Here is a 16,750-nt window from a genome sequence, read left to right as displayed (position 1 = left end):
CCGGCAGCTCACTTCGCGTGGAACCTCGACGGCGCGCTCGTCGGGTTGCCGCCGGACGGGAGCTTCTGGTCCGGACAGGTGGAGAGGACCTTCTTCATGGCGGCTTTCTCCGCGGCGGTGACCCACAGGTCGTACTTCTTCTTCACGGCGACCTGCGCGGCGACATACGTGCAGCGGTACGCCTTGTAGGTCGGCACCCAGGTCGCCGTGTCGCCGTCGCCCTTGCTGCGGTTGGCGCTCGCGCCGACGGTCAGGAGGTTGAGGGGGTCGTTGGCGAGGGCTATGCGCTTGCTGGCGTCCCAGTACTTGGCGCCCTTCTGCCAGGCGTCGGAGAGGGCGACGAGGTGGTCTATGTCTACGAGGCTGGCCCCGCGACGGTAGGTCACCTCCTTGCCCGAGTACGGGTCGGATTCGAGGACGCCGTAGGACACCTTGCAGGTGCCGCCGGTGAACTTCACCTGCTTGAGGTCCCGTTTGAGAATGTCGTCCCTGGTGTCACAGCTGTTGGAGTCCGTGTCGGCCCAGGCGGTGCCGAAGCGCTCGCGTGAGTAACCGGTCTTCGGCGCCCGCCCCTTCACGGTCAGGGACTCGGCGGCGGTGAGAGCCGCGCCCCCGCCGGAGCCTCCACCGGAGTTCCCACCCGAGTTCCCGCCGGAGTCCCCACCGGTCGTCGCTTCGGGCCCGGAGGCCCCTGTGGTGTCCTTGCATCCGGCGACGGACAACATGATCAGGACGGCGACGGCCGCCCCACCCCTCAGACGCATCACAGTGCGCCCCTCCCCTAGTTCACCCGGCCCCCGCCCCTGAGGGGGCGGATATTGACCTGGTGCCCACGTTAGCCGCGGAGATGTCGCGAACATATGGGGCCCGGGGGCGCATGACGTGCAACTCGGGTGTAATCGTCACGACTTGGCGGTCGCGGGCGCCCCCACCTCGCACTCCCTCCGCACACTCCCCCTCAGACCTTGCCGATGCCCAGCGTCGACTCCGAGGGCAGCAGCCCGGACCCGAGCACCGCCACCCAGAACTCCCCCAGCAGATCGGCGAGTCGGTCGGTGTCCGCCCTGCCGAGGAACTGCCAGGGCTCCGCGGCCAGTCGGTCGGTGCGGCGCTCCACCTCCTGGCGCAGCTCGCGGCCCGCCCTCGTCGCCGTACCGCGGTCGTCCAACAGGCCCCGGGCGACCAGGCGTTCGCGGGCCGCCGCCCATTCCCGCGGGCTCCAGCCCCGGCTCTCGAAGCGTTCGACGGAGGCGGCTCCTATCGCGGCGAAGGAGACCAGGGACTCGACCGGGTCCAGGCCGGCGACGAGGAGTGCGGCGAGGTGGCCGTCACCGCGGTGTTCGCGCAGGATCGTCGCCGCCTGCCACAGCTGGAGGTGGGGGTCCTCGGGCCAGGGCAACTCGGCGTTGGCCGCGGCGAGCGGGCGGCCGGCCGTGGTGACCGCCTCGGCGGCGCGGCGGGCCAGGGCGGCGGCCTCCGCGAGTTCGGGGCTGTCGACACGGTCGCCGAATATCGCGCGGTAGGCCCGGTCCATTCCGCGCAGCCTCGCCTTCAGTACGGCGTCCGGGCTCGCGACGCGCCACGCGGGGTCGGCGTGCTCGGCGACCATGCGGGGGCTGAAGCTGTAGAAGGCGGAGCTCACCCGCTCGGCACCGGCCGGGCCCAACGGGGCGGCGCGCAGCGGGAAGTAGCTCGGCCAGCGCTCCTCGGTGTCGTAGCCGAGCGCGGCGGCCTCGTCGAGGACCTCCGGCGCGTAGTACAGCACGGCATGCAGGGGTTCGAGCAGGTGCCAGAGCTGGCGCACCCGGCCCGGCTCCACGGTGGCGGGGTAGTTCGGGGTCTCCACTCCACGTACGTCTTCGGACATGGCACAACTCCTCGTCGCGTCCCGGTCGTTCCACAACTTGACACTGACAAGATTGCCCCAACCACCCGAACTTGTCAATGCCTAGATTCGGCGTAGGCTGCTGAGCATGAGTACGACCAGGTCCACCAAGAGTCCGTACCACCACGGCGATCTGCGCCGCGCCATTCTCACCGCCGCGCTCGACGTCATCGCGGCCGACGGCCCGTCCGGGCTGAGCCTGCGGGATCTCGCCCGCCGTGCCGGTGTCTCGCACGCGGCGCCGGCCCATCACTTCAAGGACCGCACAGGGCTGTTGACGGCCATCGCGGCGGAGGGGTTCGGGCTGCTGGCCACCGCGATCGGGGAGGCGGCCGATCTCAAGGACGCGGGAGTGCGGTACGTGCGCTTCGCGCGCGAGCACCCGGCGCACTTCCAGGTGATGTTCGCGCCCGAGCTGCTGCGCGACGGCGACCTCGAACTCGCCACGGCCCGCGCGCTCGCGGCCGACGCGCTGAGCGGAGCCGTCTCCGCCGTGCCTCCCGAGGGCCGCGGCCCCGACGCCCGCCTCGCCGGGGTCGCCGCGTGGTCCTTGGCGCACGGCTTCGCGACGCTGCTGCTCGGCCACAATCTGGACGGGGCGGTGGGTGAGCGGGAGCCGGAGGAGGTGTTCCGGGTGCTGGCGGGGATGCTGTTCCGCGGGGCTGATGGCTGACGGCGTGCGCGGTTGCCCCGGGCGGGCTCGCTGTCGCCGCTCGACTCGCCGTACGCGAAGGGCCGTTGGGTGCTGTCAAGCGTGCGGGCGGGGACGGCCCGCTGTCGGCCCATCCCGGCAGCGGGGGCCGGGCGGCCGCTTCAGCTGAAAAAGTGTGACGCTTCCCCGAAGGGGCGTCACACTTTCCCGGGGTACCCCCGCCCCCTCGCCGCTACGACCCCAGGATCGTCGCCAGGAACTCCCCCACCCAGCCCAGCAACTCGCGCCCCACCAACGGCTTTCCGCCCACCCTGGCCGTCTTCGGGCGCGGTACCAGCACCTGGTGGGCGGCCGGCTTGATGACGGTGCCGGGGTAGAGGCGCTTGAGGCGCAGTTCCTGGGACTCGCGCAACTCCACCGGCGCGAAGCGGATGTTGGTGCCCTGAAGGACGATGTCTCCGACCCCGCACGCGCGCGCGAGCATGCGCAGACCGGCCACCAGCAGCAGGTTCTCCACCGGCTCGGGCAACTTGCCGTAGCGGTCGACGAGTTCCTCGCGTACGGCCTTGATGTCCTCCTCCGTGTTGGCGGAGGCGATGGACCGGTAGGCCGCCAGCCGCAGGCGCTCGCCGGGGGCGTAGTCGTGCGGGACGTGCGCGTCGACCGGGAGCTCGATCTTGACCTCCAGGGGCGGCTCCTCCTCGACACCGCCCTCCAGGGAGGCGCGGTAGTCCGCGACCGCCTCGCCGACCATGCGGACGTACAGGTCGAAGCCGACGCCCGCGATGTGGCCGGACTGCTCGCCGCCCAACAGGTTGCCCGCGCCCCGGATTTCGAGGTCCTTCATGGCGACGTACATGCCGGCGCCCATCTCCGTGTGCTGGGCGATGGTGGCGAGGCGCTCGTGGGCCGTCTCCGTGAGCGGCTTCTCCGGGGGGTACAGGAAGTAGGCGTAACCGCGTTCGCGGCCACGGCCGACCCGGCCGCGCAACTGGTGGAGCTGCGACAGACCGAAGTTGTCGCCTCGTTCAACGATCAGCGTGTTCGCGTTGGAGATGTCGATGCCGGACTCGACGATCGTCGTCGACACCAGGACATCGAACTTATTCTCCCAGAAGTCGACGACCACCTGCTCCAGGGCCTGTTCCGACATCTGGCCGTGGGCGGTGGCGATGCGCGCCTCCGGGACGATCTCGCGCAAACGTGCCGCCGCGCGGTCGATCGATTCCACCCGGTTGTGGATGTAGAAGACCTGGCCCTCGCGCAGGAGTTCACGGCGGATCGCGGCGCCGATCTGCTTCTCCTCGTAGGGACCGACGAACGTCAACACCGGGTGACGCTCCTCCGGGGGCGTCGTGATCGTCGACATCTCTCGGATGCCGGTGACCGCCATCTCCAGGGTTCTGGGGATCGGGGTGGCGGACATCGTCAGCACGTCGACGTTGGCACGCAGCTTCTTCAGCTGCTCCTTGTGCTCGACGCCGAAGCGCTGCTCCTCGTCGACGATGACCAGGCCGAGGTCCTTGAACTTGGTCTCGGAGGAGAACAGGCGGTGGGTGCCGATGACGAGGTCCACGGAGCCCTCCCGCAGGCCCTCCAGGGTCGCCTTCGCCTCCGTGTCGGTCTGGAAGCGGCTCAACGCCCGCACGTTGACCGGGAACTGCGAGTACCGCTCGGTGAACGTCCCGAAGTGCTGCTGCACCAGGAGGGTCGTCGGGACGAGGACGGCGACCTGCTTGCCGTCCTGGACGGCCTTGAAGGCGGCCCGGACCGCGATCTCCGTCTTGCCGTAGCCGACGTCGCCGCACACCAGCCGGTCCATCGGGACCGACTTCTCCATGTCGTCCTTGACCTCGGCGATCGTGGTCAGCTGGTCGGGGGTCTCCGCGTACGGAAAGGCGTCCTCCAGCTCGCGCTGCCAGGGCGTGTCCGCGCCGAACGCGTGCCCCGGGGCGGCCATCCTGGCCGAGTACAGCTTGATGAGGTCGGCCGCGATCTCCTTGACGGCCTTCTTGGCACGCGCCTTGGTCTTCGTCCAGTCGGCGCCGCCCAGCCGGTGCAGGGTGGGGGCCTCGCCGCCGACGTACTTGGTGATCTGCTCCAGCTGGTCGGTGGGGATGTAGAGGCGGTCGCCGGGCTGGCCGCGCTTGGCGGGGGCGTACTCGACGACCAGGTACTCGCGGGTGGCGCCCTGCACCGTGCGCTGCACCATCTCGATGTAACGGCCCACACCGTGCTGTTCGTGGACGATGTAGTCGCCCGTCTCCAGGGTGAGCGGGTCGATGGTCTTGCGGCGGCGGGCCGGCATGCGGGTGCCGTCCTTGCCGGCGGCCTTCTGCCCCGAGAGGTCGGTCTCGGTGAGGACGGCGAGCTTGAGCGCCGTATCGACGAACCCGTAGTCGATCGATCCGGTCGCCACGTGCACTACGGAGGGGGCGATTTCGCCGAGTTCCGTCTCCAGGCGGGCCGCTACGCCCTCGCTGCCGAGGACCTCGACCGTGCGGGCGGCGGGGCCGTGGGCCTCGGTGACGAAGACCGTGCGCCAGCCGTCGGCGAGCCAGCCCTTGGTGTCGGCGAGGGCCTTGGCGGTGTCGCCGCGGTAGGTCTCCGGGGCGTGCATCCCGAGCTTCAGGGTGTCCGCGTCGAGTTCTTCGTCCGCGGCGAACGGCGACACCGACCACCACATCATGTCCAGCTCGCGCGCCCGGTCCCGTACGTCCGCGATGGACCACAGGGAGGCCGCGTCGACGTCGATGGGCGCCTCGCCGCCGCCCGCGGTGGCCGCCCAGGAGGCCTGCAAGAACTCCTGCGAGGTGGCCACGAGATCGGACGCACGCGTGCGTACCCGCTCCGGATCGCATACGACGGCCATCGCACCCTTGGGCAGCACGTCGAGCAGCAGCTCCATGTCGTCGACGAGCACCGGGGCCAGCGACTCCATGCCCTCTACGGCGATGCCCTCGGCGATCTTGCCGAGCAGCTCGCCGAGTTCGGGGTGGGCCTCGGCGAGGGCACGCGCGCGCGTGCGGACGTCTTCCGTCAACAGAAGTTCACGGCAGGGGGGTGCCCACAGGCCGTGTTCGGCGACCTCCAGGGAGCGCTGGTCGGCCACCTTGAAGTAGCGGATCTCCTCGACGTCGTCGCCCCAGAACTCGACGCGCAACGGGTGTTCCTCGGTGGGCGGGAACACGTCCAGGATGCCGCCGCGTACGGCGAACTCACCGCGCCGCTCGACGAGCTCCACGCGCGCGTAGGCGGCGGCGCCGAGCGCGTCCACGACCGCGTTCAGGTCGGCGGTCTGGCCGGACCTCAGGGCGACCGGCTCCAGGTCTCCCAGCCCCTTGACCTGCGGCTGCAACACGGACCGCACCGGCGCTACGACGACGGAGACCGGGCCCGTCTCCGGGTCGTCGTCCCTCGGGTGGGCCAAGCGGCGCAGCACGGCGAGGCGACGGCCCACGGTGTCGCTGCGCGGGCTCAGCCGCTCGTGCGGGAGCGTCTCCCAGGAGGGGTACTCCACGACGCCGTCCGGCGGGAGCAGCGAGCGCAGCGCGGCGGCCAGGTCCTCCGCCTCACGCCCGGTCGCGGTCACCGCGAGGACAGTACGGCCGGCCTCACGCGCGAGCGCCGCGACGGCGAAGGGGCGGGTCGCCGGGGGGCCGACCAGGTCGACGTGCATGCGGTGGCCGTCGGCCGCCGCGCGGGTCGCTTCCGCGAGGGCGGGGTCCTTGACTACGGCGTCGAGCAGACCGTGCAGACTCATTGCGGGGCGCTTCCGTCCGGGGGGTGGGCAACACGAAGGGCCCGACGCGCGCGGTATGGGGCCGGGGGCTTCCAGCGTACGTCGGCGGTGGCTCACCCGGGGTTGATGCCGGCGTACCAGGGGGCTACGCCCCCTGGACCCCCGAAAAGCCTGTGCCCACCCACCACCCGACTCGGTCGGTCAAAAGGGCAAACCTTCAAAGACAGCAAACAAACCCGGCGCCGAGAAGCCCCGTGACTTCTCGGCGCCGGGTTCCCCCGTGGACAGTGGCTAATCCGTGGCGATCGCGTTCAGCACATTCATCCGCCCCGCCCGGAACGCCGGGACAAGGGCCGCGAACAGTCCCACGAACGCCGACCCCACGAAGACCGCGGAGATCGTCCCCCAGGGAATCTCCAGAACCTTCAGCCCCTCCAGCGCGAGGAGCTGCTGGGCGGTCGCGCCCCAGCCCATCCCCAGGCCGAGGCCGAGCAGCGCTCCGAAGAGGGCGATCACGACCGACTCCATGCGGATCATCCGGCGGAGCTGCCTGCGGGACATCCCGATCGCCCGCATCAGACCGATCTCGCGGGTCCGCTCGACGACCGACAGGGCCAGCGTGTTCACCACACCCAGCACCGCCACGATGATCGCCAGAGCCAGCAGACCGTAGACCATGTTCAGGAGCTGGCCGATCTGGTCCTTGAGTTCCTGCTTGTAGTCGGTCTGGTCGCGCACCTGGTACTGCGGGTACGGCTCCATGGCCTTCTTCAGGGCCGCGTACGCCTGCTTCTCCTGGCCGTCCTTGGCCTTGGCGAACATGATCTCGTTCGGCGGGATCTTGTTCGCGGGGAGGTACTTCTGCATCGTGGCGATGCTGGTGTACCGCGCCCCCTGGTCGATGGCCACGTCGTCGTCCGTGATGGCCGCGACCTTGAGCTTCGCCGTCGAGCCGCCCTTGAAGGCGACGCTGATCGTGTCGCCGACGTGGACGCCGTGCTTCTTGGCGTACTTGGAGCCGACGGACATCGCGTTGGTGCCGTAGGCGGCGGACAGTTCGCCGGCCGTGGTGGCGCGGCGCAGGTCCTGGGCGTAGGACGGGTCGGCGGCGGTGATGCCGTCGGTGTCCTTCTGGCCGTCCGGTGAGGTCAGCGTGGCGTCGAGGTCCTTGTAGCGGGTGACGTGGACGAGGTCGGGTGCCTGTTCCATCGCCTTCTCGGCCTGCGGGACGATCCGCTGGTTGCCCTGGACGATGAAGTCGGCGCCGACGGACTTGTCCAGCTCGCTCGTCGCCGAGGCGACCATCGAGGAGCCGACCACCGACAGGCAGGCGACCAGCGCGAGGCCGATCATCAGGGCCGCACCCGTAGCCCCCGTACGCCTGGGGTTGCGGAGCGCGTTGCGTTCCGCCAGGCGCCCCACCGGACCGAAGGCCCGTAGGAGTACGACACTGATGACCCGTACGACCCCGTTGGCCAGCAGCGGGCCGATGATCACGAAGCCGATCAGCGAGAGCACGACACCCGCGCCGAGGACCAGCGAACCGTCCGTCGCCTTCTTCGCGGTGGCCGCCGCGAACAGGGCGGCACCGCCCGCTCCCGTCAGCACCAGGCCGATCAGTGCCCGCACCCAGCCGGCCTTGCCGTCGGCCGGTGTACCGGCGTCGCGCAGCGCGGCCATCGGGGAGACCTTGCCCGCCCGGCGGGCCGGGAGGTAGGCGGCGAGGATGGTGACGATCACGCCGAGGAACAGGCCGAGCACCGGGGTGGTCCACTTCACGGTCAGGTCCCGGGTCGACAGGTCCATGCCCGCCGCGCTCATCAGCTTCATCAGGCCGACGGCGATGCCGACTCCGGCGCCGACACCGAGGATCGAGCCGACGATCCCGAGCAGGGTCGCCTCGACCAGCACCGAGCGGTTGACCTGCCCACGGGACGATCCGACCGCCCTCATCAGGCCGATCTCGCGGGTCCGTTGGGCGACCAGCATCGAGAAGGTGTTGATGATCAGGAAGATGCCGACCAGGAACGCGATCCCGGCGAAGCCGAGCATGGCGTACTTGATGACGTTCATGAACTGGCCGACGCCCTGACGGTTCTCGTCGGCGTTCTCCTTGGCCGTCTGGATCTTGTACGTCCCCGTCGACGCGAGGGTCTGGGCGACGTTCCGCTTGAGCTGACTGTCCGTCACACCGCTGGCGGCCGTCACGCCGATCTGGGTGAACCGGCCGGTGGCGCCGAGGAGTTCGCGCTGTGCGGTGGCGGTGTCGAAGTAGACGACGGCCGCACCGGGGTTGGTCACCTTGAAGGTGGCGATGCCGACGATCTTCGCGGTGAAGTCACCGGTCTGCGAGATGGTGCGCAGCGAGTCGCCCAGCTTCAGGTGGTGCTTGTCGGCGGTGTCGGCGTCGACCATGGTCTCGGTCGGGCCGCGCGGGGCGTGTCCGGAGGTGATCTCCATCGAACGCAGGTCGTTCTTCGTCCAGTTGCCCGCGATGGTGGGCGCACCGGTCGACGATCCCATGTTCTTGTTGGCGCTGTTCACGACGGTCACGTTCATCGAACTGACGGCGCCTTCAACGGACTTGACGCCCTGGGCCGTCGCCACCCGCGCGACCGTGGAGGCCGGCAGCGACTCGGGCAGTCCGTTCTGCGGGGTGCCGCCGTCGGCCTTGGCCGCCTTCGGCAGGACCGTCACGTCGGAGGCGGTGGCCGCGAAGAGTTTGTCGAAGGTCGTGTTCATTGTGTCGGTGAACACCAGCGTGCCGCACACGAACGCCACCGACAGCAGCACGGCTATCGCCGAGAGCGCCATCCGCCCTTTGTGCGCGAAGAAGTTGCGCATCGAGGTCTTGAGGACGGTCATGACGTACGCCCCCGCGCGTCGAAGTCCTTCATACGGTCGAGGACGGCGTCGGCGGTCGGCTTGAACATCTCGTCGACGATCCGGCCGTCCGCGAGATACAGGACGCGGTCCGAGTACGACGCGGCCACCGGGTCGTGGGTGACGATCACGATGGTCTGGCCAAGGTCGTCGACGGACCGGCGCAGGAAGCCCAACACCTCCGCTCCCGCACGGGAGTCGAGGTTTCCGGTCGGCTCGTCACCGAAGATGATCTCGGGCCGGGCCGCCAACGCCCGTGCCACGGCGACGCGTTGCTGCTGACCACCAGAAAGCTGGTTGGGCCGGTGCTTGAGCCGGCCGGCCAGCCCGACCGTCTCCACGACCTGCGCCAGCCACCCCTTGTCGGGCTTGCGGCCGGCGATGTCCATGGGGAGGGTGATGTTCTCCAGCGCGTTCAGTGTCGGCAGCAGGTTGTACGCCTGGAAGATGAACCCGATGCGGTCCCGGCGCAGTTGGGTGAGCTTCTTGTCCTTGAGTCCGGTGATCTCGGTCTCGTCGAGGTAGATCTGCCCGGAGGTCACGGTGTCGAGCCCGGCGAGGCAGTGCATGAGCGTGGACTTGCCGGACCCCGAGGGGCCCATGATCGCGGTGAACTGGCCGCGGGCGATGTCCACGTCGACATGGTCGAGGGCGACGACGCGGGTCTCCCCGGCCCCGTAGGCCTTGACGACCTGCCGCGCTCGCGCGGCAACGGCCGTACGCCCTCCAGTGCCCCCGTGCCTGGGAATGGTCACAGCCGATGTCACGGTATGTCTCCTAAGTCGGTCGGCAAATGAGCGTGCCGGTGTCCGGTCGATGCGTTTCAACTGGTTACGACGACGAGTCTGGCGGCGGGAGGGGGTCCGGCGCGCTGGTGCTCAGCGCAGTCTTTCCCGGGGGAAAACCCCACCCCCGGCGGTTCGGTCCCCCGCCCCCCAGCGGCATAAAGCCAGGTTAAGGACGACCCCGGACCCTTCTCCTCCTCCGCCGGTACGAACCGTCCCCGGGCCGTAGTGGGGAGGCTCCCCTAGGGGCTCTCCACCGTCGGGTGGAGTCGATCTCGGGGTTCGGTCCACCCACCGGCCCGTCCAGGTTTCCCCCTGACGCGACGTGAGGGTCAAGTGGGAGAGTGGCGTCCGGCAGATAGATGCAGGGGGAAGGAATCCGCGTGGGCAACACGGAAGCCGCGATACGTGAGGCCACTCAGGGAAGCTCGCCGGAGAAGCGGGGCGCCGTCGTCGCGGCCCTGATGCTCGCGATGGCGCTGGCCGCCCTCGACTCCACCATCGTCTCCACGGCCGTACCGCAGATCGTCGGCGACCTCGGCGGCTTCTCCGTCTTCTCCTGGCTCTTCTCCGGCTACCTGCTCGCGGTGACGGTCACCCTCCCCGTCTACGGCAAGCTCTCCGACACCTTCGGCCGCAAGCCGGTGCTGATCACGGGCGCGGCGGTCTTCCTCGCCGGTTCGCTGCTGTGCTCGGTGGCCTGGAGCATGGGCGCGCTGATCGCGTTCCGCGTCGTACAGGGCCTGGGCGGCGGGGCGTTGCAGGGCACGGTCCAGACCCTGGCCGCCGACCTGTACCCACTCAGCGAACGCCCCAAGATCCAGTCGAAGTTGTCCACGGTGTGGGCGGTGTCGGCGGTCGCGGGCCCGGGGGTGGGCGGACTGCTCGCGACCTACGCCGGCTGGCGCTGGATCTTCCTCGTCAACCTCCCCGTCGGAGCAGTGGCGTTGTGGCTGATCGTCCGCCACCTCCACGAACCGCGCCGCACCCGCGACTCCCGCCCGCGCGTCGACTGGGCGGGCGCACTGGCCGTGTTCGCCTGCGGAGGCGTCCTGATCACGGCCCTCGTACAGGGCGGAGTGGCCTGGCCCTGGCTCTCGCCGCCCTCAATCGCCTTGTTCGGTACGGGACTTGCGCTGGCCGGAGTCGTCGTCGCGATCGAACGCCGGGCGGCCGAACCGATCATCCCCGGGTGGGTGTGGCGCCGCCGTACGATCGCGGCCGTCAACTTGGCCCTGGGCGCACTGGGGTTGCTGATGGTGGCGCCGAGCGTGTTCCTGCCGACGTACGCGCAGTCGGTGCTCGGACTGGCCCCGGTGGCGGCCGGATTCGTGCTCTCCGTATGGACGTTGAGCTGGCCGGTGTCGGCGGCGCTCAGCCAGCACGTGTACCGGCGGATCGGTTTCCGCAACACGGCGATGCTCGGGATCGGGACGGCGACGCTGATCCTGTTCGCGTTCCCGTTCCTGCCGTATCCGGGCGCGGCCTGGCAGCCGATGCTCCTGATGCTGCTCCTCGGCGCGGCCCTCGGCCTCTTCCAACTCCCGCTGATCGTAGGCGTGCAGTCCACTGTCGGGTGGGAGGAACGGGGCGTGACGACCGCGTCCGTCCTCTTCTGCCGCCAGACCGGCCAGACGATCGGCGCGTCCGTCTTCGGGGCGGTCGCCAACGGGGTGTTGGCGTCGCGGCTGGGTGGCGCGAGCGATCTGGACTCGGTGACACGGGGGTTGGACGGGGGCGCGGTGCCGGGGGCCACCCGGCGGGCGATCGCGGACGCGGTGCACGCGGTGTACATCGGCGCGGGATGCGCCGCAGGGGTGGCCTTCCTGGTGCTGCTGTTTCTCGCGCCGCGACGGTTTCCGGTGCTCAAGGAGCATTGAAGACCTGCGCGACGAGAAGGAACACAGCGCAGCCGAACAGCAGGATCACGGTGACGCATGTCTTGGCCAGGCTGTCGCCCCGGTACCCGTGGAGTTCGATCCGCTCGGGCTTGAGGGGGTCGTAGAGCACCCTGACCTTGTCGTCGGGAAGGGCCCCCAGCCCCGGCGGATACGTCTTGTAGTGAGGTGACTCGGCGACGACCCTGTCGCCGTCGGGCGGGGTGAAGGCCACGACCGGATAGAAGCGCGCCCCGCCCTCCCCGTCGTCGTCCTCCCGCACCCGGACCACGTCAGCCTCGATCCACTCCCCCCGCCTGCTCAGCCGGAACTTCCGCCACGCGGCCTGCCCCTCCTCGACGCCGATCGCCACCAGGACAAGCACGACGACACCGCAGAGCCCCCACTCCCACCACATGCGCCGGAGCCTACACACCGTCAACTCGGGTAACACCGGAGGTCAGCAGCCGTTGACCAGGCAAGCGCATACCAACCGCCCAGTTCGGCGAAAAGCACCCACACCACCCAACCGGCGAGTAACATGCGTGACCCGCTCCGCCCAACTCCCTGCGGTCCGCCGCCACGGACCCGAGCCACGCAAGGAGCACGGGATGTCCTACGACCCGTACCCTCCGCATGATTCATCCGCCCCGTACGACCCGTACAACCCTTACGACCCACACGACTTGCACGGCCCGTACCCGTACAACCCTGACCCCGCGCATGGTTCGCACACCCCGTACCCGTACGACCCCGACCCGCCGCACGGTTCGCACATCCCGCCCCCGTACGCCCCGTACGACCGGCATGACCCGTACGCCCCGTACGACCGGCGCACCCCGCACACCCCGCACACCCCGACCCCACCCCGCCTCACCTACCCCTGGCAGCCACCCCCGCCCCCACCCGAACGCCGTCGTCCGCCCCGCCGGCCCGCCCTCGGCAACCACCGTGATCTGCGTGTCCTGCGCGGCGCGTACCGGCGGCAGCGGCGCGTGGCGTCGCTCACCGCGCTCGGATACTTCTGTCTGTTCCTGGCCCTGTCCGCGTTCGCGCCCTCGCTGATGTCGAGCACCGTCGTCGCCGGTGTGCCCACCGGGCTGCTGCTCGCGCTGGTCCAACTGCCCGTCACCTGGCTGGCGATAGCGCTCTACGAACACACGGCCGCGCGACGCGTGGACCCCCTCGCGGACCGCATCCGCAAGCAGGCCGAACTGGACGCCAGACGGGAGGCGGCACGATGACCGGCTTCCACGACTCCGCGCCGCAGACCATGTCGCTCGTCGCCTTCACCACCGTCGCCACCCTCACACTCCTGCTCTGCGTGATGACGGGGCCCGACCGCGACGACCTCGACGAGTTCTACACGGGGTACGGGTCGCTCTCACCGTTGCGCAACGGCCTTGCCATAGCGGGTGATTACATCTCCGCGGCGAGTGTGCTGGGCACGGGCGGGGTGATCGCCCTGTACGGCTACGACGGGGTGGTGCTCGCGCTGAGCACGGCGCTGTCGTTGATGCTGCTGATGTTCCTGCTGGCCGAACCGCTGCGCAACGCGGGCCGGTTCACGATGGGCGACGCGTTCGCCCGCCGGATGCCGGGGCGGGCCGTGCGGATCGTCGCGTGCATCGTCACCATCACGGCGTTGCTGCCGCTGATGCTGGTCCAACTCGCGGGCGCGGGCCAGCTGTTGGCGTTCATCCTCGGGTTCTCCGGCGACTCGCTCCAGACCGGCTGCATCATCGGTCTTGGCGTGCTGATGATCAGCTACGCGGCGATCGGCGGCATGAAGGGCACCGCCCTCATCCAGGTCCTGAAGATCGTGATGCTGCTCGGTTCGGGGGCCGTGATCGCCGTACTGATACTGAACCGCTTCCACTGGGACCTGGGCGCCTTCTTCGACACGGCGGCGCGGCGGAGCGGGGCCGGAACGGCCTTTCTGCACTCGGGACTTGAGTTCGCCGGAGGACCGAGTCCCCGGCTGGACATGATCAGTTCGCAGCTGACCGTAGTCCTCGGCGGCGCCTGCCTCCCGCACATCACGATGCGCATGTACACCGCGTCGAGCGCCCGGCAGGTGCGGCGGTCGATGTCGTGGGCGGTGTCGAGCGTGGCGCTGTTCGTGGTGATCGTGACGGTCGTCGGGTTCGGTGCCACGGCGCTGCTCGGGCGGGCGGCGGTCGCGCGGGCCGATCCGCAGGGCAACACGGCGTATCTGCTGGGCTCGCGGGCGGTGTTCGGGGCGGACGTGTCGACGGCGGAGACCCTGCTGTTCACCGCCGTCACCACGGCCGTGTTCCTGACCCTGCTCGCCTCGGTCGCCGGGATGATCCTCGCCTGCGCCAACTCCCTCGCCCACGACGTCTTCGCGGCCCGCGTCGAGGAGATGCCGGTCCGCCGCGAGATGACGCTGGCCCGCTACTCGGCGCTGGCGGTGGGTGTTCCGGCGATCGTGCTGGCGACGCTGGTCCAGCACCGGGGCCTGCAACCCCTGGTGACCCTGTCCTTCTGTCTGGGCGCCTCGGCCATAGCGCCCGCTCTCGTCTACAGCCTCTTCTGGCGCCGATACACGCGAACCGGCCTGCTCAGTACGCTCATTGGGGGCACGCTCGGCGTACTGCTGCTGATGCCGGGCACCAATCTGGTCTCCGGCTCGCCGACCGCGGCCTTCCCCGGCGCCGACTTCAACTGGTTCCCGTTCACCACCACCGGGCTCGTCACGATCCCGCTCGGCTTCGCCTGCGGCTGGCTCGGCACGCTCGCCTCCGGGCGACGCAAGGAGGAGGAACAGCGCAGGCGGTACGAGGCGATGGAGGGCTGGATCCTGGCGGGCGCGGTACGCAGGGGCGATGGATGACCAGCGAGCAGGGGCGACGGACGACCAGCACGCAAGAGCGGAGGACAACCAGCACGCGCGGGCGAAGCATGACCGACGAAAAAGCCTCGCATGACCGGTGTTATAGCCGTGCATGACTCGTTCTTTGCCGCACCACCACCTCGACTCCCGCTGTTCACCGCTCCTTTCCAGACTCTGCACGTCCGAGCGTGAAGGTCCCTGCATTTCAGCGGGAGTTGAACATGAGCCACGGCCACAGTCACGGCGACCACGGTCACCACCACCATCACCACCACGGAGACGGGGACGCCGGCTCGCTGCCGCCCGCCCTCGACACATCCATCCCGGACGCCGAGTTGACGCCCAGTCAGCTGTCGCGAAGAGGCATGCTGCGCCGAACCGGCCTGCTGGGCGCGGGACTCGCGGCGGGCAGCGTGCTCGCCGGCGCGGGGGAGGCAGCCGCGTCGGTGCAGCAGAGCCCGGCCAAGTCGTCGAAGGGCGACGGCGGTTACCTGTGGCTGGCCGGTGACCATCACATCCACACCCAGTACAGCAGCGACGCCAAGTACCGCGTCATCGACCACGTACGCCAGGCGAACGCGCACGGCCTGGACTGGATGGTCATCACCGACCACGGCAGTGTCGCGCACGCCAAGATCGGTGTGGAGAAGGTCAATCCGGACATCGTCGACGCCCGTGACAAGACCGACGACACCCTCGTCTTCCAGGGCCTGGAGTGGAACATCCCGGGCGCCGAGCACGGCACGGTCTTCGTCCACCCCGGCGCCAACGAGGTAGCCGTACTCAAGGAGTTCGAGAACTCCTTCGACGGCAGCGTGAAGAACGCGAGCGGCAACTCGCCCGCCAACGAGGCCCTCGCCATCGCGGGCGTCAACTTCCTCGCCGACCAGGTCCGCCGCCGCAAGGTCAAGGACGCGCTGTTCCTCGCAAACCACCCGGCGCGCAAGGGCATCGACTCCCCGCACGAGATCCGCGGCTGGCGCGACGCGCAGCCCACGATCGCGGTCGGCATGGAGGGCGCCCCCGGCCACCAGGCGGGCGGCATCCCCAAGCCGAACGGTCCGGGCAGCGGACGCGGCATCTACGACAACAGCCCCAGCGCCGACTCCTTCGCCGGTTACCCGCTGGAGAGCTACCGCACCTGGGGCGGCTTCGACTGGATGACGGCCACGGTCGGCGGCCTGTGGGACAGCCTCCTCGCCGAGGGCAAGCCCTGGTGGATCACCGCCAACTCCGACTCCCACAACGTCTACGCGGACACCGCCGTGCGCGGCCCGGGCGGCGACTTCAACGCCAACGGCCGCTACGAGGACCCCGTCTACGGCACCGGCATCAGCCTCACGGACACCGACTTCTGGCCCGGCCAGTACTCCCGCACGCACGTCGGCGCGGCCTCCTTCTCGTACAAGGCGGTTATGGACGGCATCCGCGCGGGCCGCGTCTGGGTCGACCACGGCGGTCTGATCAGCGGCCTCGACGCCCGCCTGGTCTCCGGTGGCCGCGAGGTCACCCTCGGCAGCGCGCTGCACGTCCGCCGCGGCGCCCAGGTCGACCTGGTCGTCCGCATCAGCCTGTCCAACGGCCCCAACTGGGCCCAGTTCCAGCCCTCGTTGGCCCGCGTCGACGTCATCCAGGGCGATGTGACAGGACCGGTCAAGGACAAGGACGTGTTCGCCACCCCGGCGACGAAGGTCGTCAAGTCCTTCGAGGTGGACAAGTCCACCGGCACCGTCCGCCTCACGTACTCCCTCGGCCGCCTCGACAAGCCGGTCTACGTCCGCCTCCGCGGCACCGACGGCAACCGCTCCGCCGTGGGCGCGGGCGGCGCGGCCGTAGACCCCGTAGGCCCCGCGATGGACGTCCTCGGTGACGCCGACCCGTGGAAGGACCTCTGGTTCTACTCCAACCCGATGTGGGTCCTGCCCGCATGAGCACGTCCTACGACCCGTCCGGGGGGGGCCCCCCCCCCCGGGGGGGGGGCCCCCCCCCCCCCCCCCCCGCCGCCCCCCCCCCCCGGCCCCGCCCCCGCCCCGCCCCCCCCCCGCCCCCCCCGGGCCCCGGGGCCCGCC

11 protein-coding genes are annotated in these 16,750 nt (G+C 70.1%); 5 read left to right on the top strand and 6 right to left on the bottom strand.

Going from position 1 to position 16,750, the window contains the following annotated elements:
- Nucleotides 1-8: 8 nt before the first annotated feature.
- Nucleotides 9-764, bottom strand: a complete 756-nt coding sequence (locus ACWIHT_RS05170; protein WP_456164614.1) for an HNH endonuclease family protein — start codon at nucleotides 762-764, stop codon at nucleotides 9-11.
- 194 nt (nucleotides 765-958) lie between these two features.
- Nucleotides 959-1,867: an SCO6745 family protein gene (locus ACWIHT_RS05165; protein ID WP_456164612.1), complete on the bottom strand. Its 909-nt coding sequence runs from the start codon at nucleotides 1,865-1,867 to the stop codon at nucleotides 959-961.
- 106 nt (nucleotides 1,868-1,973) lie between these two features.
- Here ACWIHT_RS05165 and ACWIHT_RS05160 point away from each other — a divergent pair, with 106 nt between their 5' ends.
- A complete protein-coding gene (locus tag ACWIHT_RS05160) occupies nucleotides 1,974-2,558 on the top strand; it encodes a TetR/AcrR family transcriptional regulator (RefSeq protein WP_456164610.1) in 585 nt (194 codons plus the stop codon).
- A 211-nt stretch (nucleotides 2,559-2,769) separates the two neighbouring features.
- Here ACWIHT_RS05160 and mfd read toward each other — a convergent pair whose 3' ends face one another.
- From mfd to ACWIHT_RS05145, 3 genes are all read right to left on the bottom strand, one after another.
- Nucleotides 2,770-6,300 (bottom strand): transcription-repair coupling factor, encoded by a 3,531-nt coding sequence (mfd, locus tag ACWIHT_RS05155; protein ID WP_456164608.1) that lies wholly within the window; start codon nucleotides 6,298-6,300, stop codon nucleotides 2,770-2,772.
- Nucleotides 6,301-6,570: 270 nt separating this feature from the next.
- A complete protein-coding gene (locus ACWIHT_RS05150; RefSeq protein WP_456164606.1) occupies nucleotides 6,571-9,144 on the bottom strand; it encodes an ABC transporter permease in 2,574 nt (857 codons plus the stop codon).
- The gene (locus ACWIHT_RS05145; protein WP_200716925.1) at nucleotides 9,141-9,929 is read right to left on the bottom strand and encodes an ABC transporter ATP-binding protein; all 789 of its coding nucleotides are present in this window, start codon (nucleotides 9,927-9,929) and stop codon (nucleotides 9,141-9,143) included. The genes ACWIHT_RS05150 and ACWIHT_RS05145 overlap by 4 nt, the downstream gene beginning before the upstream one ends.
- A gap of 380 nt (nucleotides 9,930-10,309) precedes the next feature.
- On the opposite strand from ACWIHT_RS05145, the gene ACWIHT_RS05140 reads away from it, so the two are divergent.
- Nucleotides 10,310-11,827, top strand: a complete 1,518-nt coding sequence (locus tag ACWIHT_RS05140; protein WP_456164604.1) for an MFS transporter — start codon at nucleotides 10,310-10,312, stop codon at nucleotides 11,825-11,827.
- Here ACWIHT_RS05140 and ACWIHT_RS05135 read toward each other — a convergent pair.
- Entirely contained in the window at nucleotides 11,814-12,242 is a 429-nt protein-coding gene (locus ACWIHT_RS05135) for a DUF3592 domain-containing protein (protein ID WP_456164602.1), read from the bottom strand. The genes ACWIHT_RS05140 and ACWIHT_RS05135 overlap by 14 nt on opposite strands.
- Nucleotides 12,243-12,600: 358 nt before the next feature.
- Between ACWIHT_RS05135 and ACWIHT_RS05130 the strand changes: the two genes are divergently transcribed.
- The 3 genes from ACWIHT_RS05130 (at nucleotide 12,601) to ACWIHT_RS05120 (ending at nucleotide 16,612) form a co-directional block, all read left to right on the top strand.
- Nucleotides 12,601-13,068 (top strand): DUF485 domain-containing protein, encoded by a 468-nt coding sequence (locus ACWIHT_RS05130; protein WP_456165948.1) that lies wholly within the window; start codon nucleotides 12,601-12,603, stop codon nucleotides 13,066-13,068.
- Nucleotides 13,065-14,681: a sodium/solute symporter gene (locus ACWIHT_RS05125; protein WP_456164600.1), complete on the top strand. Its 1,617-nt coding sequence runs from the start codon at nucleotides 13,065-13,067 to the stop codon at nucleotides 14,679-14,681. Before ACWIHT_RS05130 ends, ACWIHT_RS05125 begins: the two co-directional genes overlap by 4 nt.
- 221 nt (nucleotides 14,682-14,902) lie before the next feature.
- The gene (locus ACWIHT_RS05120) at nucleotides 14,903-16,612 is read left to right on the top strand and encodes a PHP domain-containing protein (RefSeq protein ID WP_456164598.1); all 1,710 of its coding nucleotides are present in this window, start codon (nucleotides 14,903-14,905) and stop codon (nucleotides 16,610-16,612) included.
- Nucleotides 16,613-16,750: the final 138 nt, after the last annotated feature.

Source organism: Streptomyces sp. NPDC002276 (genome assembly GCF_053891435.1).
This window is presented reverse-complemented; position numbering and strand designations above follow the sequence as displayed.